This is a genomic window from Aeromonas sp. SE22 (assembly GCF_038739755.1).
Lineage (GTDB): Bacteria > Pseudomonadota > Gammaproteobacteria > Enterobacterales > Aeromonadaceae > Aeromonas > Aeromonas jandaei.
Map to the genome: position 1 here is coordinate 66,066 of NZ_JBCGFD010000013.1, position 19,961 is coordinate 86,026.

Annotated in this window: 21 protein-coding genes; 14 read left to right on the forward strand and 7 right to left on the reverse strand. The window is 58.8% G+C overall.

Translation table 11 applies throughout. The features are described 5' to 3' along the window. Nucleotides 1–5: 5 nt before the first annotated feature. From rfaH to metN, 4 genes are all read right to left on the reverse strand, one after another. Nucleotides 6–506: a transcription/translation regulatory transformer protein RfaH gene (rfaH, locus tag AAHA39_RS17140; RefSeq protein ID WP_041210416.1), complete on the reverse strand. Its 501-nt coding sequence runs from the start codon at nucleotides 504–506 to the stop codon at nucleotides 6–8. 95 nt (nucleotides 507–601) lie between these two features. Then, nucleotides 602–1,402 (reverse strand): methionine ABC transporter substrate-binding lipoprotein MetQ, encoded by an 801-nt coding sequence (gene metQ / locus AAHA39_RS17145; protein WP_041210417.1) that lies wholly within the window; start codon nucleotides 1,400–1,402, stop codon nucleotides 602–604. A gap of 25 nt (nucleotides 1,403–1,427) precedes the next feature. After that, nucleotides 1,428–2,081 (reverse strand): methionine ABC transporter permease, encoded by a 654-nt coding sequence (locus AAHA39_RS17150; RefSeq protein ID WP_005339070.1) that lies wholly within the window; start codon nucleotides 2,079–2,081, stop codon nucleotides 1,428–1,430. Continuing rightward, the gene (gene metN / locus AAHA39_RS17155) at nucleotides 2,062–3,105 is read right to left on the reverse strand and encodes a methionine ABC transporter ATP-binding protein MetN (RefSeq protein ID WP_043851794.1); all 1,044 of its coding nucleotides are present in this window, start codon (nucleotides 3,103–3,105) and stop codon (nucleotides 2,062–2,064) included. Before metN ends, AAHA39_RS17150 begins: the two co-directional genes overlap by 20 nt. Before the next feature lie 483 nt (nucleotides 3,106–3,588). Here metN and AAHA39_RS17160 point away from each other — a divergent pair, with 483 nt between their 5' ends. Beyond that, a complete protein-coding gene (locus AAHA39_RS17160; RefSeq protein WP_320655323.1) occupies nucleotides 3,589–4,044 on the forward strand; it encodes a hypothetical protein in 456 nt (151 codons plus the stop codon). A 92-nt stretch (nucleotides 4,045–4,136) separates the two neighbouring features. On the opposite strand, the gene ppgK is transcribed toward AAHA39_RS17160, so the two are convergent. Continuing rightward, complete coding sequence (ppgK, locus tag AAHA39_RS17165; protein ID WP_042031782.1) at nucleotides 4,137–4,880, reverse strand: polyphosphate--glucose phosphotransferase; 744 nt, start codon at nucleotides 4,878–4,880, stop codon at nucleotides 4,137–4,139. A gap of 111 nt (nucleotides 4,881–4,991) precedes the next feature. Continuing rightward, nucleotides 4,992–6,146, reverse strand: coding sequence for a tRNA epoxyqueuosine(34) reductase QueG (queG, locus tag AAHA39_RS17170; protein ID WP_320655320.1), 1,155 nt, complete (start codon nucleotides 6,144–6,146; stop codon nucleotides 4,992–4,994). A 60-nt stretch (nucleotides 6,147–6,206) separates the two neighbouring features. On the opposite strand from queG, the gene AAHA39_RS17175 reads away from it, so the two are divergent. The 10 genes from AAHA39_RS17175 (at nucleotide 6,207) to AAHA39_RS17220 (ending at nucleotide 16,666) form a co-directional block, all read left to right on the forward strand. Continuing rightward, nucleotides 6,207–7,718: an NAD(P)H-hydrate dehydratase gene (locus tag AAHA39_RS17175; protein ID WP_320655318.1), complete on the forward strand. Its 1,512-nt coding sequence runs from the start codon at nucleotides 6,207–6,209 to the stop codon at nucleotides 7,716–7,718. A gap of 11 nt (nucleotides 7,719–7,729) precedes the next feature. Continuing rightward, nucleotides 7,730–8,203: a tRNA (adenosine(37)-N6)-threonylcarbamoyltransferase complex ATPase subunit type 1 TsaE gene (gene tsaE / locus AAHA39_RS17180; RefSeq protein WP_139395134.1), complete on the forward strand. Its 474-nt coding sequence runs from the start codon at nucleotides 7,730–7,732 to the stop codon at nucleotides 8,201–8,203. Then, nucleotides 8,194–9,747, forward strand: coding sequence for an N-acetylmuramoyl-L-alanine amidase (locus tag AAHA39_RS17185; protein ID WP_320655313.1), 1,554 nt, complete (start codon nucleotides 8,194–8,196; stop codon nucleotides 9,745–9,747). Before tsaE ends, AAHA39_RS17185 begins: the two co-directional genes overlap by 10 nt. Nucleotides 9,748–9,764: 17 nt before the next feature. Next, nucleotides 9,765–11,642 (forward strand): DNA mismatch repair endonuclease MutL, encoded by a 1,878-nt coding sequence (gene mutL / locus AAHA39_RS17190; RefSeq protein ID WP_320655311.1) that lies wholly within the window; start codon nucleotides 9,765–9,767, stop codon nucleotides 11,640–11,642. Beyond that, nucleotides 11,632–12,561, forward strand: coding sequence for a tRNA (adenosine(37)-N6)-dimethylallyltransferase MiaA (miaA, locus tag AAHA39_RS17195; RefSeq protein WP_320655309.1), 930 nt, complete (start codon nucleotides 11,632–11,634; stop codon nucleotides 12,559–12,561). The genes mutL and miaA overlap by 11 nt, the downstream gene beginning before the upstream one ends. 73 nt (nucleotides 12,562–12,634) lie before the next feature. Continuing rightward, nucleotides 12,635–12,898, forward strand: a complete 264-nt coding sequence (hfq, locus tag AAHA39_RS17200; protein ID WP_033114894.1) for an RNA chaperone Hfq — start codon at nucleotides 12,635–12,637, stop codon at nucleotides 12,896–12,898. A 63-nt stretch (nucleotides 12,899–12,961) separates the two neighbouring features. Beyond that, on the forward strand, nucleotides 12,962–14,248 hold the full coding sequence (gene hflX / locus AAHA39_RS17205; RefSeq protein WP_042031773.1) for a ribosome rescue GTPase HflX: 1,287 nt from the start codon (nucleotides 12,962–12,964) through the stop codon (nucleotides 14,246–14,248). Nucleotides 14,249–14,340: 92 nt separating this feature from the next. After that, the gene (gene hflK / locus AAHA39_RS17210) at nucleotides 14,341–15,489 is read left to right on the forward strand and encodes an FtsH protease activity modulator HflK (protein ID WP_320655304.1); all 1,149 of its coding nucleotides are present in this window, start codon (nucleotides 14,341–14,343) and stop codon (nucleotides 15,487–15,489) included. Between the two features lie 3 nt (nucleotides 15,490–15,492). Beyond that, nucleotides 15,493–16,377, forward strand: coding sequence for a protease modulator HflC (gene hflC / locus AAHA39_RS17215; RefSeq protein ID WP_041210428.1), 885 nt, complete (start codon nucleotides 15,493–15,495; stop codon nucleotides 16,375–16,377). A gap of 97 nt (nucleotides 16,378–16,474) precedes the next feature. After that, nucleotides 16,475–16,666 carry a DUF2065 domain-containing protein gene (locus AAHA39_RS17220; protein ID WP_071914458.1) on the forward strand — a complete coding sequence of 64 codons (192 nt, stop codon included), beginning with the start codon at nucleotides 16,475–16,477 and terminating at the stop codon, nucleotides 16,664–16,666. A gap of 62 nt (nucleotides 16,667–16,728) precedes the next feature. On the opposite strand, the gene ispB is transcribed toward AAHA39_RS17220, so the two are convergent. Continuing rightward, nucleotides 16,729–17,700: an octaprenyl diphosphate synthase gene (gene ispB / locus AAHA39_RS17225; protein ID WP_124241388.1), complete on the reverse strand. Its 972-nt coding sequence runs from the start codon at nucleotides 17,698–17,700 to the stop codon at nucleotides 16,729–16,731. A 242-nt stretch (nucleotides 17,701–17,942) separates the two neighbouring features. Between ispB and rplU the strand changes: the two genes are divergently transcribed. The 3 genes from rplU (at nucleotide 17,943) to cgtA (ending at nucleotide 19,922) form a co-directional block, all read left to right on the forward strand. Beyond that, entirely contained in the window at nucleotides 17,943–18,254 is a 312-nt protein-coding gene (rplU, locus tag AAHA39_RS17230; RefSeq protein WP_005304210.1) for a 50S ribosomal protein L21, read from the forward strand. 17 nt (nucleotides 18,255–18,271) lie between these two features. Further along, nucleotides 18,272–18,529 (forward strand): 50S ribosomal protein L27, encoded by a 258-nt coding sequence (rpmA, locus tag AAHA39_RS17235; RefSeq protein WP_005304202.1) that lies wholly within the window; start codon nucleotides 18,272–18,274, stop codon nucleotides 18,527–18,529. 190 nt (nucleotides 18,530–18,719) lie between these two features. Beyond that, a complete protein-coding gene (cgtA, locus tag AAHA39_RS17240; protein ID WP_041210430.1) occupies nucleotides 18,720–19,922 on the forward strand; it encodes an Obg family GTPase CgtA in 1,203 nt (400 codons plus the stop codon). Nucleotides 19,923–19,961 lie beyond the last annotated feature (39 nt).

Below are 19,961 nucleotides of genomic sequence, written 5' to 3' on the forward strand. Positions count from 1 at the left end.
ACCTCTTAGTCGATTCGTCTGAAGGCGTGGTTTTCGAAGCTGCTGGTGGTCTCTTTATTGAGCAGACTGACCAGCAGAATGGCCCGTTTCTCCCCATCCGGCTCCATATAGATGGCTTCAAACCCTGCTAATGGCCCCTCTTCAATCAATACCTTATCACCCGCATTTGGCAGTTTGGCGTAACTGGCTCGCGCCTCGTCGCTGTCATCGCGGCTCATCAGCTGATAGACCAGCTTGTTGCTGATGGGGGTCCATTCACTGCCGAAGTGGATGATCCGGCTGATACCACGGGTCGATTTCAGGGTGACCGGAGTGACCTCTTCCAGATCGACGTAGATGAAGAGGTAGTTGGGAAACATGGGTTCCTTTACCGGGACTCGCTTGCCCCGACGCAGTTTCTCGATTTCCACCATGGGGTAGTAGGACTCAATGCCCTGGGCATCGAGGTGGGCGCGGGCGCGGGCCTCTTCCTTTGGCTTGCAGTAGGCCAGATACCATTTTTTCATGTGATGTTATATTCGTGTTGCCGTGCTCGCCGATATGATAGCGGCGGCAATAAAAAAGGCCACGCATTGCGTGGCCTTTTTTGTCGAGTGAGCAATTACCAACCTTTTACCAGGCCGCCTTTGAACAGTTCCAGCCCTTTCTTGTAGACATCATCGGTCTGGAAAGCCTGTACGAACTGTTTGACCTTCTCGTCATCCTTGTTGTTGTCGCGGGCGACGATCAGGTTGACGTAGGGGGACTCTTTGTCTTCAACAAACAAGCCATTTTCGGTCGGGGTCAGACCAATCTGGCCGGCGAAGGTGTTGTTGATGATGGCCAAATCCACGTCTTCCAGCGAGCGGGGCAGCTGGGCAGCTTCCAGTTCAACGATCTTGAAGTTGCGCGGGTTGCTGGCGATATCGAGTACGGTCGCCTCCAGACCAGCACCATCTTTCAGGGTGATCAGGCCCTGCTTGGCCAGCAGGATCAGCGAGCGGCCCAGGTTGGTTGGATCATTCGGTACCGCGATCTGGGCGCCATCTTTCAGCTCGCTCAGAGACTTCAGCTTCTTGGAGTAACCGGCGATCGGGTAGACGAAGGTGTTGCCGACCGGCACCAGTTTGAAGCCGCGATCACGTACCTGTGCATCCAGATAGGGTTTGTGCTGGAAGGCGTTGATGTCAATGCTGCCATCGTTCAGCGCCACGTTCGGGGTGACATAGTCGGAGAAGTTGACGATCTCGACGTTCAGACCATATTTCTCTTTTGCCACCTTGGCGGCTACTTCGACCAGCTCGGTCTCAGGGCCGGCAATGGCGCCTACTTTCAGGGTCTTGTTCTCTTCCTTTTGACCGCAACCGGCCAGTACCAGACCAGCCAGCAGGGCTGCCGCAACGGATTTGATGCCAAATTTCATAAAACCTCCTGTCAGAAATCGACGATTAACGATGATCACATTTGTTGACCAGGCGCTCACCCGCGCTCTGGATAAGTTGAACCAGCACGACCAGTATCACGACGGTGACCAGCATGACGGTCGGATCGAAGCGCTGATAGCCGTAACGGATGCCCACATCACCGAGACCACCACCACCGATGGCACCAGCCATGGCGGAGTAGTTCACCAGCGTGACGAGGGTAATGGTGACGCTGTTGAGGATGCCGGGCAGGGCCTCGGGCAGCAGCACCTTGGTGATGATTTGCAATGGCTTGGCGCCCATCGCCTTGGCCGCTTCCAGCAGGCCGTCGGGTACTTCCATCAGGGCACCTTCCACCAGACGGGCGATGAAGGGGATGCAACCGACGGTCAGCGGCACGATGGCGGCGATGGTGCCGATACTGGTGCCGACAATCAGCCGGGTCAGCGGAATAATCGCGACCAGCAGGATGATAAAGGGCACCGAGCGACCCACGTTGACCACCATGCCCAGAGTGCGGTTGAGCAGCGGGTTGGCCAGGATCTGGCCGGCTTTGGTCACATGCAGGGCCACGCCGAGCGGCAGGCCGAGCAGGCAGCCAAACAGGGCGGAGGCAAACACCATGATAAGGGTGTCGCCCAGGGCCGTGATGAGCAGATTAATCATGGCTTCGGACATAACCCATTACCTCCAGCTGAATGTGGTTGTCGATGAGGAACTGCTGGGTCGCCTCGCACTGGGCTTCATCCCCGAACAGCTCGGCCAGCAGGAAACCGAATTTGACGCCACCTGCGTACTCGATGTCGGCGCTCAGAATGCTGATATCGATATTGAAACGGCGGCTCGCCTCGGAGATGAGCGGCGTATCGACTGTGCTGCCGGTAAAGCCAAGCTTCAGCAGCGGGTAGCTGCCGGGCACTCGCTCATTGCTCATCCGATCCTGATACTCCTGCGGTACCTCCAGATGGATGGTGGAGCGGATGAAATCGCGGGCTAGCTGGGTCTTGGCATTGCTGAAGAACCACGCCACTTCGCCCTGTTCGATCAGGCTGCCGTCGCTGATGATGGCCACTTCGTCACAGATCCCCTTCACTACATCCATTTCGTGGGTGATGAGCAGGATGGTGAGCCCCAGCTTGACGTTGATCTCCTTGAGCAGGGTCAGGATCGAGCGGGTGGTCTGCGGGTCGAGGGCCGAGGTAGCCTCGTCACAGAGCAGTACCTTGGGAGCCGGTGCCAGTGCGCGGGCAATGGCGACGCGCTGCTTCTGACCGCCGGAAAGCTCGGACGGATAGGCGTGGGCACGGGCTTCCAGCCCGACCAGCGCCAGCAGCTCTTCGACCCGGCTCTTGATCTGATCCTTGTTCCAGCCTGCCAGCTCCAGCGGAAAGGCGATGTTGGCAAACACGGTACGGGAGGCGAGCAGGTTGAAGTGCTGGAAGATCATCCCGATCTGGCGGCGGGCCTGGGTCAGATCCCGTTCGCTCAGGGCGACCAGATCCTGGCCGTCGACAATCACCTGGCCCTCTGTCGGGCGCTCCAGCAGGTTGACACAGCGGATGAGGGTACTCTTGCCGGCACCGGAGGCACCGATCACCCCGAAGATTTTGCCTTGGGGTACATGCAGACTCACGTCACGCAGGGCGTGCACGGCGTCACTGCCTGTACCGTAGACTTTGTTGAGACCGATCAACTTAATCATGGATTCTTCCGTGCTAACAGCCTTACAGCACAGGGCGCTACAGGCGAGAAAATTGGGCAGAGGTTTCACTAGGTTGCACTGCCATCATGGGGGATGATGCTAAGATGTCCGGATGGCTGTGTCAACGCATGTTTTTACGTCTAGACGTCTAAAAAAGTGATAAGGATTTTCGGTCGGTAGATAAGGAATAGCAGGGTTTGGCGTTGTTCCATATTGAATTTTGCTTTGAGGCTAAAGGACCGAATTAAAGTTGGCTAATGGCGTGTGATGCTCTGTTCTATTAGGTATCCCTGTCGCGACTATCTGGCTGTGGAGCCTACCTCTCACAAGCCCCAGAATTGCATAAAGTTGAACCCCCTGTCTGCCCACTTATATATACCTCGGCCATTTTTGATGCAGCGCAAGAAGATGCCGGATCGTGATTGGGGCTTGGCTGGCCGTTTTTTATACTGAGGTTGTGGATTTCCCATGGAGGGCAGAGCGATGAGATTCCAACAGATCAAAGAGTTGCTGCACTACCTCGAGCAGGTGCATCACCAGCTCGGTCTCTGTTACCGGCGTCTGGGCAATCAGGTGGATAGCGAACGCTGCCGGATGTTGCTGGCCTATCTGCAAGGGCGGGAGGATGCAGCGAGCGTCCATCTGCATGAGTACGCCAGCCAGCTGGGCGGCCCGGTGCGGGAGACCTGGCTGGATCAGAGCTTTAGCGAGGACATGTTGCCAGCAATTATGCGCTGCGAGTTGCCCGCTTCAGCCAGAACCGAAGATATCGTTGCCCTGGTTTGCCGCTGGGAGGAGCAGTTGATTGGTGAACTGGGTCATCTGGCCCGGGAGTGCCCGACTCGGAGCACGGCTGAATTGCTGGATAATTTGGCTCGACTGGAGCAGACCCGCCTGACCCGCTTGGTACACGGTGCCCACCAGCTCGATGACTTGTAGCAAAGACAGAGGATCGATCACCAGATAGAGAGAGGGCCCGACATTGCTGTCGGGCCCTCTTCGTATCGGGAGCTCATGGCACCGATGTGCAATCAGCCCTGATGTCGTTCGGCGGCGTAGAGTGCCGCGCCGATAATTCCGGCCTGGTTGAGACTGGCTGCGGGAATGAGCGGCGCCCGGGTTTCGATGCGATCGACGAACTTATCCAGTTTGGCTGCGCTGCCGCCGCCCAGAATGAAGAGGTCGGGGGAGAAGAGAAACTCGAGGCGAGCCAGATATTTGTTGAAGCGTTTGCCCCAGCGCCCCCAGGAGAGATCCTCGCGTTTGCGCACTGCGTCCGAGCAGTAGTGCTCGGCGATCATCCCTTCCAGCATCAGATGGCCCAGCTCGGTGTTGGGCAGCAGGTGACCGTTGACGAAGACTGCGGTGCCGATGCCAGTGCCGACCGTGATGAGGATGATCACCCCCTTGCGATCCTTGCCGGCACCAAAACGCATCTCGGCCAGACCGGCGGCGTCGGCATCGTTCAGCACATAGCAGGGCTTGCCGGTGACATCGGCAAACAGGTGCTCGGCATCGGTCTCAATCCAGCTCTTGTCGATGTTGGCCGCGCTCTTGGCAATGCCGTTGTGGATGGTGGCCGGGAAGCCGCAGCCCACCGGCCCTTTCCAGTCGAAGTGTTCCACCAGCGCCTTGAGGGTATGGGCAATGGCGGCCGGGGTGGCCGGCTGTGGTGTGGCAATGCGATGGCGCTCGCCAATCAGCTCACCGGTTTCGGTATCGACCAGACAGCCCTTGATCCCCGAGCCTCCAATATCCACTCCCAACATTTGCATCTGTGATGTCCTTTTTGTGTGCCGACCATTGTTGCTCAACCATGGCGTGCTGATCTTTGTGGGTCGGCAGAGCATGAAAAAACTGCTGCAATCCGGCAAGGGGCAGATCACTCAGGCGTGATCCGGCAGACCTTTTTCGATGCAACGGATCAGCAGGCGGGTTTTCTTGTTCGTTTCATCCTGGCGTCTGGCCAGCGTTGCCAGCGCCCATTCAATATGTTCTGCCGCCATGGGCTCTGCTTCCGGCAGTGCTTGCTGCAGGGCAGCCATCACTTCCGGGTTGGCCGGGCCGTTGCCAAGGGCTACCGCCAGATTGCGGCGCCAGCGTTGATAGCCGATGCGGCGGATCGGGCTCCCCTCGGTATGTTTGAGGAACTCGGCCTCGCTCCAGCGCCACAGCGCCAGCAGGGGCGGGCGATGCAGGCTGGGGCGGGGGCTGAAATCGGGCTCCGGGCTAGCATCTGCGTAGCGATTCCACGGGCAGATGAGCTGGCAGTCGTCGCAGCCATAGATACGGTTGCCCATCAAGGGCCTGAACTCTTCTGGAATAGGGCCGTCGTTCTCGATGGTGAGATAGGAGATGCAGCGGCGACCATCCACCACATAGGGAGCGACAATGGCGCCGGTCGGGCAGATGTTGATGCAGGCGACACACTTGCCGCACTGCTCTTTTTCCACCGGCGCATCGATGGGGAGTGGCAGGCTTACCAGCAGCTCCCCCAAAAAGAAGAAGGACCCGGCTGACTCATTGAGTAGCAGTGAGTGTTTGCCAACCCAGCCGAGGCCCGCTTTGGCGGCCAACGGCCGCTCCAGCACGGGAGCGGAGTCGACAAAGGGGCGCCACTCACCAAGGGGGTCAGACGTGCCTTGAAACAGCTCGGCGCATCGCGCTTCGATTCGGTCACCCAGCTGTTTGAGGCGATTGCGCAGCACCTTGTGGTAGTCGCGGCCGAGGGCATAGCGGCTGATATAGCCGAGAGTCGGGTCGCGCAGGGTGGCGGCAAAGCCCGCCTCGAAGGGGAGGTAGTTCATTCGCACCGAGATGACCCGCAAGGTGCCCGGCAGCAGCTCATGGGGGCGAGCGCGCATCATGCCGTGACGCGCCATGTAATCCATGGTGCCGTGATAACCGGCGTCCAGCCAGGCCTGCAATTTCGGCTCTTCGGCCCGCAGATCCGTGTCGGTGATGCCAACCTGGTCAAATCCTAGCTCGCTCGCCCAGAGCTTGATATCTTGAGCCAGCTGGTTGAAATCAGGTGTTGTCATGCTGCATGGCATCCCGGCACTTGAGCACTTGGAGCGAAAGAGAGCAGATCGGGAGCCATCATGGTAGAGGTCATCGGGGACGCTTGGTGCAAAAAAGTGGGAAGCAGTCTATCACAGGGGCTGTGGTCGACTGAACAGATCCGCTTGCGGGAGCGGCGCTGGGCCGAGCGTGAGGGGCAACCCCTCTATGCGTTGATGGAGCGGGCAGGGCTGGCACTGTGTACCTATGCCAGCAGCCACTGGCCCGCGAGCAACTGCTGGTGGATTTTTGTCGGCCCCGGCAACAATGGCGGCGATGGCTATGTGCTGGCCCGCCTTGCCCGTGAACGTGGCCTTGAGCCGGTGGTGATCGCCGCTCGCTCTCCCGACCAGCTGAAAGGGGATGCCAGGATTGCCGCCGATAGCTGGCTGGCGGCCGGTGGTGAGGTCTGGCTGGCAGAGCAGTTCGATCAGGCACTATTTCCTCCTCCCGATCTGGTGGTCGATGCCCTGCTTGGCACTGGTGTCAGTACGCCCCTTGCACCGTTACTGACAAAGATCGTCGCAACAATCAATGAGTTGGCTGCACCTGTGCTGGCGGTCGATCTTCCTTCTGGCCTCAATGGCGATACCGGCAGGATCATGGGGGCTGCCGTGCGGGCGAGCCGAACTCTTACCTTTATCGGTATCAAGCAGGGGCTGCTCACCGCTGACGGGGTCGATGTAACCGGTCAGCTCGATTGTGAGCCGCTTGGTGTCATGCCTGATGAGGAGATTCACCCCGCAGCATGGCGGCTCGATTATCCGGTGCTGCAATCCTTGCTGACCCCGCGTCAGCGCTCCTCGCACAAGGGTTCCCATGGCAAGGTGTTGCTGGTGGGCGGGGAGTGCGGCATGCAGGGTGCCATTGTGCTGGCTGGCCGGGCCTGTCTGCGGGCAGGCGCCGGTCTGGTGCGAATCAGCCAGCACCCGGCGTTGTCGCCGGTCAGCCTCTATCAGCCTGAATTGATGAGCCTGCAGGGAGAAGATGATGACGGTTGGGCTTCGGTTCGGGTCATTGGCCCCGGACTGGGTCAGGGAGAGTGGGGCAGACAGCAGTTTGCCCGCTACCTTACCGAACAATTGCCGCTGGTTTTGGACGCCGACGGGTTGAATTGGCTGGCGCAATCTCCCCGCCATCAGGATAATTGGGTGCTCACTCCGCACCCTGGCGAAGCGGCGCGGCTGCTGGGGTGTTCTATTGCCGACATTGAAGCAGACCGGTTTGCTGCCGTGCGGGCGCTGCAACAGCGTTACGGCGGAGTGGTGCTGCTCAAGGGGGCGGGGACTCTTATCCATGATGGCGAGCGGCTTGCCGTGTGCAATGAAGGCAATCCCGGCATGGCAAGTGGCGGCATGGGCGATCTGTTATCTGGTATAATCGCCGCCCTTTTGGCTCAGGGTTGGTCTGCCACCCTGGCAACCTGGCTGGGGGCCGTGATCCACGGCGAGGCAGCCGATCTGGCTGCTGCTGACGGAGAGCGTGGCATGCTGGCATCAGATCTGCTGCCCTTTATCCGCAAGCTGGTTAATCCCGACACCATAACAAGTTAAAAAAGAAGAACATGGCAAAACAGTTGATGATGACACTGCCGGACGAGGCAGCAACAGTGGCTCTGGGAGGCCGTCTGGCAAAGGCTTGCCAGCAGGCGACGACCGTGTTTTTGCACGGGACGCTCGGGGCTGGCAAAACAACCCTGACCCGTGGCTGGGTGCAGGGGCTTGGCCATCAGGGCAAGGTGAAAAGTCCGACTTATACCCTGGTTGAACCCTACGAACTGGAGGGGTGGCAGGTTTACCACTTCGATCTCTATCGTCTGGCCGATCCGGAAGAGCTGGAATTCATGGGAATTCGCGACTATTTTGCCGCCAATACCCTCTGTCTGGTGGAGTGGTCGGAGAAGGGGGAAGGCTGGTTGCCGGCGCCTGATCTCGAGATCACCCTCACTTATGTAGGCGAGCAGCGAGAAGTTCTGATTGAAGCTCGTTCTGCTACTGGCGAAGCTATTCTGGAACGGTTGTCATCCACGTGCGTTTGATCCTTGTTATTGCTCTCTCCCTGATGGCGTTACCCTCCTGGGCTAATCAGCTCAAGAGCGTGCGGATTTGGCCATCACCTGATAACACCCGGGTGGTGCTCGACATGAGCAGCGCCCCCGATTTCAACTATTTCACCCTGACTGGCCCCGATCGGCTGGTGATCGACATGAAAGGGGCGAGCAACGCTACCAATCTGGCGCGGGTCGAGAACAGCAGCGAACTGGTGCGTAAAATTCGTGAAAGTTCGCCGCTGGAGAAGGGGGGGCTGCGTCTGGTGCTCGACCTCAGCTCCGCCATCAAGCCGGTAGTCTTTCCGCTGGCGCCTGCCGGCCCCTATGGTCACCGTTTGGTGATCGACCTTCCTTATGAAGAGAAGCGCTCGGCCGCTGCAGTGCAGTCCACGCCGGTTGGCGGCAAGGGCAAGGGGGTGGTGATTGCCATCGACCCGGGCCACGGCGGTGAAGACCCGGGCTCCATCGGCCCGCGCCGCACCTATGAGAAGCGGGTGACCCTGGCGGTCTCCCAGAAACTGGCTGCACTGATCGACCGCGAGCCGGGCATGCGCGCCGTGCTGACCCGCCGCAGCGACTACTTCGTTGATCTCAACAAGCGTTCCGAGATCGCGCGCAAGGCCAAGGCCGACCTGCTGGTGTCGGTGCACGCGGATAGCTTCCACAACTCCACCCCGCGTGGCGCCTCGGTCTGGGTACTCTCGACCAACCGCGCCAACCGCGAGATGGGCAGCTGGCTGGAGAAGCAGGAGAAGCAGGGTGAGTTGCTGGGCGGGGTCGGCAAGGTGTTGGCCGAATCCGATCCAAATCCCTATCTGGCGCAGACCTTCCTCGACCTCTCGATGGACAAGTCCCGTGCCGAGGGTTATGACGTCAGCCGCCAGATCCTGCGCTCGCTGGGCAAGGTGGCACGGCTGCACAAGAGAGCGCCGGAGCACGCCAGTCTGGCGGTACTGAAAGCCCCTGACATTCCCTCTGTGCTGGTTGAGACCGGCTTTATCTCCAACCATGCGGAAGAGCAGCTGCTGGCTACCGCCAGCTATCAGGATCAGCTGGCTCGCGCCATTTTCGAGGGTATCCGCAACTACTACCGTGCTCACCCGACCAAGGGGGCAATGCTCACCGGCAAGGGGGTCGCCAGCGCCCCGGCCGCGACCCATAAACAGGTTGCCACCAGCAAACCTGCGCCAGCCAGGCAGGTTGCGAGCAATCCGGCTCCTGTTAAGTCCCCGCCGGTTGTGACCAACCGGATGCCGGCGACGGTGCGCGACAGTGGAAGCGCTTCTGGCAGCTCCTCCGGTGCCGGGGTGATCAAGCCTTATTCCGAGGCGGCCAAAGAGACCGGCGCCCCGGTCACCAGCGTGCAGGAAAACGAGAAGTCGCAGATGATCCGCCACGTGGTCACGCGCGGTCAGAGCCTCTCGCGCCTGGCCGAGAAGTACGGCGTGAGTCAGTCGAGACTGGCGGAGATCAACAAACTCAAGTCACGGGAAATCCAGATAGGGCAGGTGCTCTATATTCCCAAGCAATAACTGAGCGGGAGCTAGCGATGCCGATCCGTATTTTGCCACCTATTCTGGCCAACCAGATTGCCGCCGGAGAGGTGGTGGAGCGGCCCTCCTCCGTGGTCAAGGAGTTGGTGGAAAACAGTCTGGATGCGGGCGCCGACCGGGTCGAAATCGATATCGACAAGGGGGGCGCCAAGCTGATCCGCATCCGTGACAACGGCTGCGGCGTTGCCAAAGATGAGCTGGTGCTGGCGTTGTCGCGCCACGCTACCTCCAAGGTGGCGACCCTCGATGATCTGGAGGGGATCAACAGCCTGGGCTTTCGTGGCGAGGCGCTCGCCTCCATCAGCTCGGTCTCCCGCCTCACTTTCACCTCCCGCACCGCCGAGCAGGCCGGAGCTTGGCAGGCGCAGGCCGAAGGGCGCGAGATGAGCGTCACCGTCAAGCCGGCGGCCCATCCGGTGGGCACCACGGTGGAGGTGGTGGATCTCTTCTTCAATACCCCGGCGCGGCGCAAGTTCATGCGCAGTGAAAAGACCGAGTTTGCCCATATCGATGAGCTGGTGCGTCGCATCGCGCTCTCCCGCTTCGATGTCACCCTGATCCTGCGCCACAACGGCAAGGTGGTGCGCCAGTACAAGGCCGCCAATACGGTACCTGAGCAGGAGCGGCGTCTTGCTGCCGTCTGCGGTACCCCCTTCATGCACCATGCGCTGGCGGTGGAGAGCGAGCACAGCGACGTGCGTCTGTGGGGCTGGCTGGCGACCCCCGAGGGCGCCAGACCGCAGAACGATCTGCAATACACCTATGTCAATGGCCGGATGATGCGCGACAAGCTCATCAACCACGCCATTCGTCAGGCCTATGACGAGCTGCTGCCCGCCGACCGCTTTGCAGCCTATGTGCTCTATATCGAGCTGGATCCCCGTCAGGTGGACGTCAACGTTCACCCTGCCAAGCACGAGGTGCGCTTCCATCAGGCGCGGCTGATCCACGACTTTATCTTTCAGGCACTCTTTACTGCCTTGCGCCGCGAAGGCCGCGCCGTCAACGAGCAAGAGCAGCCGCTGGCCGAGACGCTGGTCGAGCTGCCGGTCAGCCCGCAGATTGAATATCCCGGTCAGGCACCGCGTACCGAGTGGTATGGCGCCGAACACAGCTATCGGGCGCCTGCACAGGTGCGGGAAGGGGGCTGCGGGGGGGCAGGCCGGGCCAGCAACTATCAACCGCCCGAGCCGCCGAGCCGGGAGGCGATGCGTGGCATGGGGGCCTTGCTTAGCACGCTGCCCGTTGCCACAACCGCTTCAATCTCCGAGCCGGGTGTTGCCACTCACACTCAGACTGTTTCAAAACAGGGCGGGTGCCGGGCACTGACTCTGGTGGCGCAGGCTTATCTGCTGTTCGAGCGGGATGGTCAGCTGGCGCTGCTTTCACTCGTACGCGCCGAGCGTTTGCTGCTGCGCTACTGGCTGCTGGAGACCTGGGGCCAGGGGCTGGCAGCCCAGCCGTTGCTGCTGCCAGTTTCCTTCAAGCTGCCGAAGAACCTGAGTTCGCTGGTAGAAGAGCAGGAGCGGCTGCTGAAACGGATGGGGCTGGAGTTGAAAAGCGGGGGGCGCGACACCATGATCCTGACGCGGGTACCTGCTTTGCTGCGTCAGACTGATCTGGTGCGTCTGTTACCCGAATTGCTGCAAATTATCGAGGGCGGATCTGACAGTGATGCTGGCCAGCAGGCTGAAGTATTATGCCAATGGCTGGTGGAGCAGGGGATAAGCCGCGAAAAAATATACGATTTTTCAACTGCCAGTCGTCTGCTGACGGAACTTGTGGCCGATTTCAGTGACCAACTGGCAGATATTCGCATGGCCCGCCCGCTCTCGCTGGCGGCTGTGCTTGAGGAGTTTGAACATGGCGAGTGACTTGCCGACCGCAATTTTTTTGATGGGGCCGACGGCTTCCGGCAAGACGGATCTCGCCATTGAACTGTGTCAGGTGTTGCCCTGCGACATCATCAGCGTCGATTCGGCGCTTATCTATCGCGGCATGGATATCGGCACGGCCAAGCCGACTGCCGATGAACTGGCTCGGGCCCCGCATCGGCTGATCGATATTCTCGATCCCGCCATGAGCTATTCGGCAGCCGATTTTTGCAAGGATGCCCTGCGGGAGATGAAAGAGATCGCCGATCGCGGCCGCATTCCGCTGCTGGTGGGCGGTACCATGCTCTATTTCAAGGCGCTGCTGGAAGGGCTCTCCCCGCTCCCTTCTGCCGACCCCGTCATTCGGGCCGGAATAGAAGAGGAGGCTGCCCGTCTTGGCTGGCAGGCGCTGCACGATGAGCTGGTGCGTATTGATCCGGTCGCCGGGGCTCGTATTCATCCCAATGACCCGCAGCGGCTCAGCCGGGCGCTCGAGGTTTACCGCATCAGCGGCAAGACCCTCACCGAGCTGACCCTGGTGCAAGGGGAGGGGTTGCCCTATCGGGTGCAGCAGTTTGCCATCGCCCCGAGCGATCGCGCCGTGCTGCATCAGCGGATCGAACAGCGTTTCGACAAGATGCTGCAGGGGGATTTTGAGCAGGAGGTGCGGGCTTTGATGGCTCGTGGCGATCTGACCCCGGATCTCCCCTCCATTCGCTGTGTAGGTTATCGCCAAATGTGGGACTACCTGAACGGCGAGATAGAGTATGATGAGATGCGTTATCGTGGCATTGTTGCCACTCGCCAGTTGGCAAAACGGCAGATGACCTGGTTGCGCGGTTGGGCCGATGTGACCTGGCTGGAATCCGGTGAGTCTGACAACCTCGCCCGCGTGCTTGCTCGCGCTGGTGCGGCTTGACACTCCCTGTATAATCAGGTTGTTATATTGAATATCCGGTGTTTAAAAACAACAAACTATAAGGAAAAGAAAAATGGCTAAGGGGCAATCTCTCCAAGACCCGTTTTTGAATGCGCTGCGCCGTGAGCGGATTCCTGTTTCTATCTATTTGGTGAACGGCATCAAACTGCAAGGTCAAATCGAATCCTTCGACCAGTTTGTCATTCTGCTGAAGAACACCGTGAGCCAGATGGTCTACAAGCACGCCATCTCTACCGTGGTTCCGGCCCGTGCCGTCAACCATCATCAGCAGGCTGCCGGTGGCGCCGGTGATGAACAGGGTGATGCCGAGGCGTGATATCCCGGGGCGAGTCGACTCGCCAACTCAGATTCATCATGAAACCTGTTAAGGAGCAAGCGCTTGTTTGACCGTTATGAAGCTGGCGAACAGGCCGTTCTGGTGCACGTCAACTTCAGTGATGAGGGTGAGCGGGAGGATCTGGAAGAGCTCAAAATGCTGGTGAGCTCGGCTGGCGTCAATGCACTGGGAGTCATCACGACCAGCCGCAGTGCGCCCAGCGCCAAGTATTTTGTCGGCAGTGGCAAGGCTGAAGAGATTGCGTACCAGGTCCAGATGCTGGATGCCGACGTCGTCATCTTCAACCATGCCCTGACCCCTGCCCAGGAGCGTAACCTGGAGCGTCTGTTCCAGTGCCGGGTAGTGGACAGAACCGGTCTGATCCTCGATATCTTCGCTCAGCGCGCCCGTACCCATGAAGGTAAACTGCAGGTCGAACTGGCCCAGTTACGCCATCTTTCTACCCGTCTGGTTCGAGGCTGGACCCACCTTGAACGTCAAAAAGGCGGGATCGGCTTGCGTGGCCCGGGTGAAACCCAGCTTGAAACCGACCGACGCCTGTTGCGCGAGCGCATCAAGGCGATTTTGCGCAGGCTCGACAAGGTGGCCAAACAGCGGGAGCAGGGGCGACGTGCCCGCAACCGCAATGAAGTACCGACAGTTTCTCTGGTTGGTTACACAAACGCCGGAAAGTCCACTTTGTTCAACCAACTTACAGCTGCCAGCGTGTATGCTGCCGACCAGTTGTTCGCAACCCTTGATCCAACGCTGCGTAAACTGGTGATCCGGGATGTGGGCGATGTGATTTTGGCCGACACGGTTGGATTTATTCGACACTTGCCCCATGATCTGGTTGCTGCGTTCAAAGCGACCCTGCAGGAGACCCGCGAAGCGGACCTGCTGCTCCATGTGGTGGATTGTGCCGATGAGCAGATGCAGGAGAATATCGACTCCGTGCAACAGGTGCTGGCCGAAATCGAGGCGGATGACCGTCCCCAGCTGATGATCTGCAACAAGATCGACAAGCTGGCTGATCGCCCGGCGGGTCTGGAGCGGGATGATGAGGGGCGTCCGCTGCGGGTCTGGCTGTCTGCCCAGACTGGCGAGGGGTGTGAGTATCTGTTTGCGGCGCTGACCGAATTGCTGGCCGGCTCCATGGTGCACCACACCCTGCAACTGCCGCCTTCTGCTGCGAGATTGCGCAGTGCGCTCTATCAGTTGAAAGGGATCGAGCAGGAAGGCTTTAGCGAGGAGGGGGATTTTGTGCTGGAAGTCCGCCTGCAACTGGCTGACTGGAACCGCCTCGTGAAACAGGAAGGTGAGAATTTACAACGCTTTATCAGGCATTGAACCGTTGATGAGGATAACCGCCTGGCGGTTTCGTCAACGAGCAGTGACCCGATAGAGATGATATCCATCTGCATGTATTAATGGAGACGCTGATGGCTTGGAATGAGCCTGGTAACAACGGCAAAGACCGTGACCCCTGGGGGAATAACGGCAAGAATCAGGGGCCCCCTGATCTGGACGAGATGCTGCGCAAGATGAGTCGTCGCTTTGGCGGCCTGTTTGGCAGTGGCAAATCTGGCGGCGATGTAGGCCGCTTTGGTATCTCCATCGCGCTGGTTGTCGCCGTGGTGGTATGGGTCGTTAGCGGCTTCTATACCATTCGTGAAGCCGAGCGTGGTGCAGTGCTGCGCTTTGGCAAGTTTTCCCATATCGTCGAGCCGGGCCTGCGCTGGAAGCCGACTTTCATCGATCAGGTGATCCCGGTGGACGTTGAGTCCGTGCGCTCCCTGCCTGCGTCCGGCTTTATGCTGACTCAGGACGAGAACGTGGTACGGGTTGAGATGGACGTGCAGTATCGTGTCGTCAATCCGGAGCAGTACCTGTTCAGCGTGACCAATGCCGACGAGAGTCTGAGTCAGGCCACTGATAGCGCCCTGCGTTACGTGGTTGGCCACACCAAGATGGATGATGTGCTGACCACCGGTCGTGAAAAAGTGCGTCAGGAGACCTGGCAGGTGATCGATGGCATCATCGAGCCTTACCAGATGGGTCTGCAGATTGTCGACGTCAACTTCCTGCCGGCGCGTCCGCCGGAAGAGGTGAAGGATGCGTTCGATGACGCCATCTCAGCTCAGGAAGATGAGCAGCGTTTCATCCGCGAAGCGGAAGCCTATGCACGTGAAGTCGAGCCCAAGGCCCGTGGTCAGGTGAAGCGTCTGGAGCAGGAAGCCGAAGCGTACAAGTCCCAGATCGTGCTGAAAGCACAGGGTGAAGTGGCCCGTTTCAACGAGTTGCTGCCCCAGTATCAGGCTGCGCCCGAGCTGACTCGCGACCGTATCTACTTGGAAACCATGGAAGAGCTCTATCAGCAGGCCAACAAGGTCATTGTTGATATGCCGGCTGGCAACAACAGCATGATCTATCTGCCGCTCGACAAGCTGACTGGCAAGCCGGCAGCTGCTCAGCAGACTCGTCCTGCGACTGTGCCGGTAGCAGAGCCTGCGCCTGTTTCCAACGAGGGTGCCAACTCCACTCCGATGCCGCTGCGTAGCGGTGACCGCTTCAGCTCAGGGAGAAACTGATAGATGAAAAAGCTAGCTATTGGTGCAATCGCTGTGGCTGCCATGGTCTGCTTCTCCTCTGTCTTTATCGTTGATGAAGGTCAGAAGGGGATCGTGGTGCAGTTTGGCAAGGTGAAGCGGGTTGATTCCGGTGAGCCCCGTCTCTATGAGCCGGGTCTGCACTTCAAGGTGCCGCTCATCGATCAGGTTCGCAAGATGGATGCCCGTATCCAGACCATCGACAGCCAGGCCGACCGTTTCGTCACCTCCGAGAAGAAAGACCTGATCATCGACTCCTACGTGAAGTGGAAGATCGAGGACTTCTCCAAGTACTACCTGGCAACCGGTGGTGGCAACAAACTGCAGGCAGAAGATCTGCTCAAGCGCAAGATCAACAACGGTCTGCGCTCCGAGATCGGTAACCGCACCATCAAGGACATCGTCTCCGGTGAGCGCAGTACCGTGATGGAAGATGCCCTGAAGAAGATGGCGCGCTCCTCCGAGCTCGGCATCAAGGTGGTGGATGTGCGGATCAAGCAGATCAACCTGCCGGTGGAAGTCTCCAACTCCATCTATCAGCGGATGCGTGCCGAGCGTACTGCGGTGGCACGTGAGCATCGTTCACAGGGTCGCGAGAAGGCCGAGATCCTGCGCGCCGATATCGACCGCAAGGTAACCGTCATGCTGGCGGATGCCGAGAGTAACGCGCGTCAGTTGCGCGGTGAAGGTGATGCAGAAGCAGCCAAGATCTACGCCGAAAGCTACAAGAAAGACCCCGAGTTTTTCAGCTTCGTGCGCAGCATGGAGGCCTATCGCAAGAGCTTCACCGGCGGTAACGAGCTGATGGTACTCAAACCGGACAGCGAGTTCTTCCGCTATCTCAAGTCTCCTCACGGCACCAAGCAGTAATCGCCGGAGTTGTCTTGCCAAGGGCCTGCATTGTCAGGCCCTTTTATTTGTCTGCCAAACCACCGGATAAGGTGGTTTTTGACGGGAGAAGGGCACAATGATGACATCCATACTGACAGGGATTGGCCTGTTATTGCTGTTTGAAGGGCTAGGGCCATTGCTGATGCCAAAAGGGTGGCAGCAGATGTTGCGGCTGCTGAGCGATCAGCCAGCGGAGCAGCTGCGCCGTATCGGCGGTTCGCTGGTTGTTGCAGGCACAGTGATCCTCTGGATGGTGAGCCGCTGGTAGCAAACGCATAAACAACAAGAGGCCCATATGGCCTCTTGTTGTTTATGAAAACAGTGACGATATCAGGCGTTGCGCTGCACGGCCATGTGGGCCAGTGTTTCCAGAGCCTGCTTGTGCTGGGAGTCCGGCAGAATGGCGAGGGCGGCAATCGCCTTGTCAGCCTCTTCCCGGGCACGCATGCGGGAGTACTCCAGCGCGCCGGTACGATCGAGAATGGCCAGGATCTGGTCGAGGTGTTCCATGCCGTTGCGGTGCTCGATGGCATCGCGCACCAGCTGACGCTCCTCGGGCGAACCCACTTCCATGGCACGCAGCAGCGGCAGGGTCGGTTTACCTTCGGCCAGATCGTCGCCGACGTTCTTGCCCATCTCTTCGCTTTGAGAACAGTAGTCCATCACGTCATCGATGATCTGGAACGCGGTCCCCAGATACTTGCCGTAATCGGTCATCGCCTGCTCGACGGGCTCGGGCTGATGGGTCAGCACGGCCGCGAGGCGTGTCGCGGCTTCAAACAGCTTGGCGGTCTTGCAGTAGATGACCGTCATATAGCTCTGTTCGGTGGTATCCGGGTCGTTGCAGTTCATCAGCTGCAGCACTTCCCCTTCGGCGATGGTGTTGGTGGCATCGGAGAGGATCTCCATCACCCGCAGGTTGGAGAGCTCGGCCATCATCTGGAAGGAGCGGCTGTAGAGGTAGTCACCCACCAGAACGCTTGCCGCATTGCCGAACAGGGCGTTGGCCGTTTCGCGGCCACGGCGCAGGTCGGATTCATCGACCACGTCGTCATGCAGCAGGGTAGAGGTGTGGATAAATTCAATAATGGCGGCCAGTTTCAGGTGATCCTCACCTTCGTAGCCCAAGGCGCGAGCTGCCATCACAGTCAGCATGGGGCGCATCCGCTTGCCGCCAGCACTGACAATATAGAAACCCAGCTGATTGATCAGACTAACGTCGGACTGGAGTCGGGCCAGGATCAGTTCATTGACCGCCGTCATGTCGGCGGCACAGAGCGCACGGATAGTCTGTTGGTCCATAAGTCTCGTAACGTGACAGCAGCAATAACTGCGATTTTTAGTAATGCTGGGGATTCTACACGATTTCACAATGGGTTACAGTTAAGCGTTTATCCACGGCGGCAGATATGCGCACAAAATAAACTTTTTGCGAAAATGGCCTTGCCTGAGCAGATCGATTTGCGTAGAATGCCCGCCCATTGTTATAGGTTTTTGTGCATGTCTGCCTTGAGCAAAAGACATGCCTTTACGGAGTTAATCAAATGTACGCGGTATTCCAAAGCGGCGGAAAACAACACCGTGTGGCCGAAGGTCAAATCGTTCGTCTGGAAAAGCTGAACGTTGAGACTGGCGCTACCATCGACTTCAACGAAGTTCTGATGGTTGCTGCAGGCGACACTTTTAAAGTAGGTGCTCCTTTCGTTGAAGGTGGCAAGGTTGTAGCTGAAGTTGTGGCTCACGGCCGTGGCGAGAAAGTGACTATCGTCAAGTTCCGTCGTCGTAAGCACCACCGTAAGCAAGCGGGCCACCGTCAGTGGTTCACTGAAGTCAAAATCACTGGCATCAGCGCTTAATTAGAGGAGTCCGATAGATGGCACACAAAAAAGCTGGCGGTTCATCCCGCAACGGTCGCGATTCTGAAGCCAAACGCCTGGGCGTGAAGCGCTTCGGCGGCGAAACAGTTCTGGCTGGCAGCATCATCGTTCGTCAGCGCGGCACCAAGTTCCACGCTGGTGAGAACGTTGGTCTGGGCAAGGACCACACCCTGTTCGCTACCGCGAACGGCAAGGTGCAGTTCGAAGTTAAAGGTCCGCTGAACCGTAAGTACGTTAGCATCGTTGCTGAGTAATTACGGACCGCAAGGATCCGAAGCCCCGCCAACAGGCGGGGCTTTTGTTTTTCCGAAATGATGACGAAAAAACGGAACGCAGATGACCCGGGCGCAGAGATGGCTCGGTGAGGCAAGATGCGTATCGCCCGCAGGGGTCTGTACCACTATAATTGCGTATCGGTTTTTCGAATTAAGGTGACGGTTACCTATGAAGTTTGTTGATGAAGTCCAGATTCGAGTCGATGCCGGTGACGGTGGTAACGGTTGTGTAAGCTTTCGCCGTGAAAAATATATTCCCAACGGTGGTCCGGATGGTGGCGATGGTGGCGACGGTGGTGACGTGTATCTGGTTGCCGACGAGAACCTCAACACCCTGATCGACTACCGTTTTGAGCGCTTCCATGCCGCCGAACGTGGCGAGAATGGTCAGAGCGCCAACTGTACCGGTCGCCGCGGCAAGGACAAGATCCTGCGTGTGCCGGTCGGTACCCGTGCGACCGACGAAGATACCGGCGAGCTGCTGGGTGACCTGACTCACCACGAGCAGAAGCTGCTGGTCGCCAAGGGCGGCTTCCACGGTCTTGGCAACACCCGCTTCAAGAGCTCGGTCAACCGCGCGCCGCGCCAGAAGAGCAACGGTACTCCGGGTGAAGTGCGTACTCTGAAGCTGGAGCTGCTGCTGCTGGCTGATGTCGGTATGCTGGGTCTGCCGAATGCCGGCAAGTCCACCTTTATCCGCGCCGTATCAGCCGCTCGTCCGAAAGTTGCTGATTATCCCTTTACTACCCTGGTGCCGAACCTGGGCGTAGTACGTGGCGAGAACTCACGCTCCTTCGTGATCGCCGATATCCCGGGTCTGATCGAGGGTGCCGCCGAAGGTGCGGGCCTCGGAATCCGCTTCCTGAAACACCTCGAGCGCTGCCGCGTATTGATCCATCTGGTGGATATCTGCCCGGTTGATGGTTCTGATCCGGCCGAAAATGCTGTGACCATCGTGCGTGAGCTGGAGAAGTACAGCCCCGAGCTGGCTGGCAAGCCGCGCTGGCTGGTGTTTAACAAGATGGACCTGATCCTGGAAGAAGAGGCTCAGGAAGTGATGGACCGCGTGAAAGCCGCCCTCAACCACGAAGGGCCGGTTTACGCCATCACTGCCATCAGCAAGGAAGGGACCAAGAAGGTCTGCTACGACATTCTGGATCTGCTGGATACCATGCCCCGTCAACTGGAGCAGGATGCCAAAGAGGCGATCGAGAAAGTGGAGTTCAAGTGGGATGACTACCACAAGAACCAGCTGGCCAAGGCCGAAGCGGAAGCGCTGGCCGCCTCCATGGCCTTCGACGAGAGTCTCGATGATGATGACTGGGATGACGAAGATGATGATGGCGTGGAAGTGATCTACGTCCGCGATTGATTTCGCTGTTCTTTGCCAAAAACCGGAGCCTGCAGAGGC

Coding starts and splice junctions, on each gene's coding strand:
- rfaH (WP_041210416.1), bottom strand. CDS start 506: ATGAAAAAATGGTATCTGGCCTACTGCAAGCCAAAGGAAGAGGCCCGC.
- metQ (WP_041210417.1), bottom strand. CDS start 1,402: ATGAAATTTGGCATCAAATCCGTTGCGGCAGCCCTGCTGGCTGGTCTG.
- AAHA39_RS17150 (WP_005339070.1), bottom strand. CDS start 2,081: ATGTCCGAAGCCATGATTAATCTGCTCATCACGGCCCTGGGCGACACC.
- metN (WP_043851794.1), bottom strand. CDS start 3,105: ATGATTAAGTTGATCGGTCTCAACAAAGTCTACGGTACAGGCAGTGAC.
- AAHA39_RS17160 (WP_320655323.1), top strand. CDS start 3,589: ATGAGATTCCAACAGATCAAAGAGTTGCTGCACTACCTCGAGCAGGTG.
- ppgK (WP_042031782.1), bottom strand. CDS start 4,880: ATGCAAATGTTGGGAGTGGATATTGGAGGCTCGGGGATCAAGGGCTGT.
- queG (WP_320655320.1), bottom strand. CDS start 6,146: ATGACAACACCTGATTTCAACCAGCTGGCTCAAGATATCAAGCTCTGG.
- AAHA39_RS17175 (WP_320655318.1), top strand. CDS start 6,207: ATGGTAGAGGTCATCGGGGACGCTTGGTGCAAAAAAGTGGGAAGCAGT.
- tsaE (WP_139395134.1), top strand. CDS start 7,730: ATGGCAAAACAGTTGATGATGACACTGCCGGACGAGGCAGCAACAGTG.
- mutL (WP_320655311.1), top strand. CDS start 9,765: ATGCCGATCCGTATTTTGCCACCTATTCTGGCCAACCAGATTGCCGCC.
- miaA (WP_320655309.1), top strand. CDS start 11,632: ATGGCGAGTGACTTGCCGACCGCAATTTTTTTGATGGGGCCGACGGCT.
- hfq (WP_033114894.1), top strand. CDS start 12,635: ATGGCTAAGGGGCAATCTCTCCAAGACCCGTTTTTGAATGCGCTGCGC.
- hflK (WP_320655304.1), top strand. CDS start 14,341: ATGGCTTGGAATGAGCCTGGTAACAACGGCAAAGACCGTGACCCCTGG.
- hflC (WP_041210428.1), top strand. CDS start 15,493: ATGAAAAAGCTAGCTATTGGTGCAATCGCTGTGGCTGCCATGGTCTGC.
- AAHA39_RS17220 (WP_071914458.1), top strand. CDS start 16,475: ATGATGACATCCATACTGACAGGGATTGGCCTGTTATTGCTGTTTGAA.
- ispB (WP_124241388.1), bottom strand. CDS start 17,700: ATGGACCAACAGACTATCCGTGCGCTCTGTGCCGCCGACATGACGGCG.
- rplU (WP_005304210.1), top strand. CDS start 17,943: ATGTACGCGGTATTCCAAAGCGGCGGAAAACAACACCGTGTGGCCGAA.
- rpmA (WP_005304202.1), top strand. CDS start 18,272: ATGGCACACAAAAAAGCTGGCGGTTCATCCCGCAACGGTCGCGATTCT.
- cgtA (WP_041210430.1), top strand. CDS start 18,720: ATGAAGTTTGTTGATGAAGTCCAGATTCGAGTCGATGCCGGTGACGGT.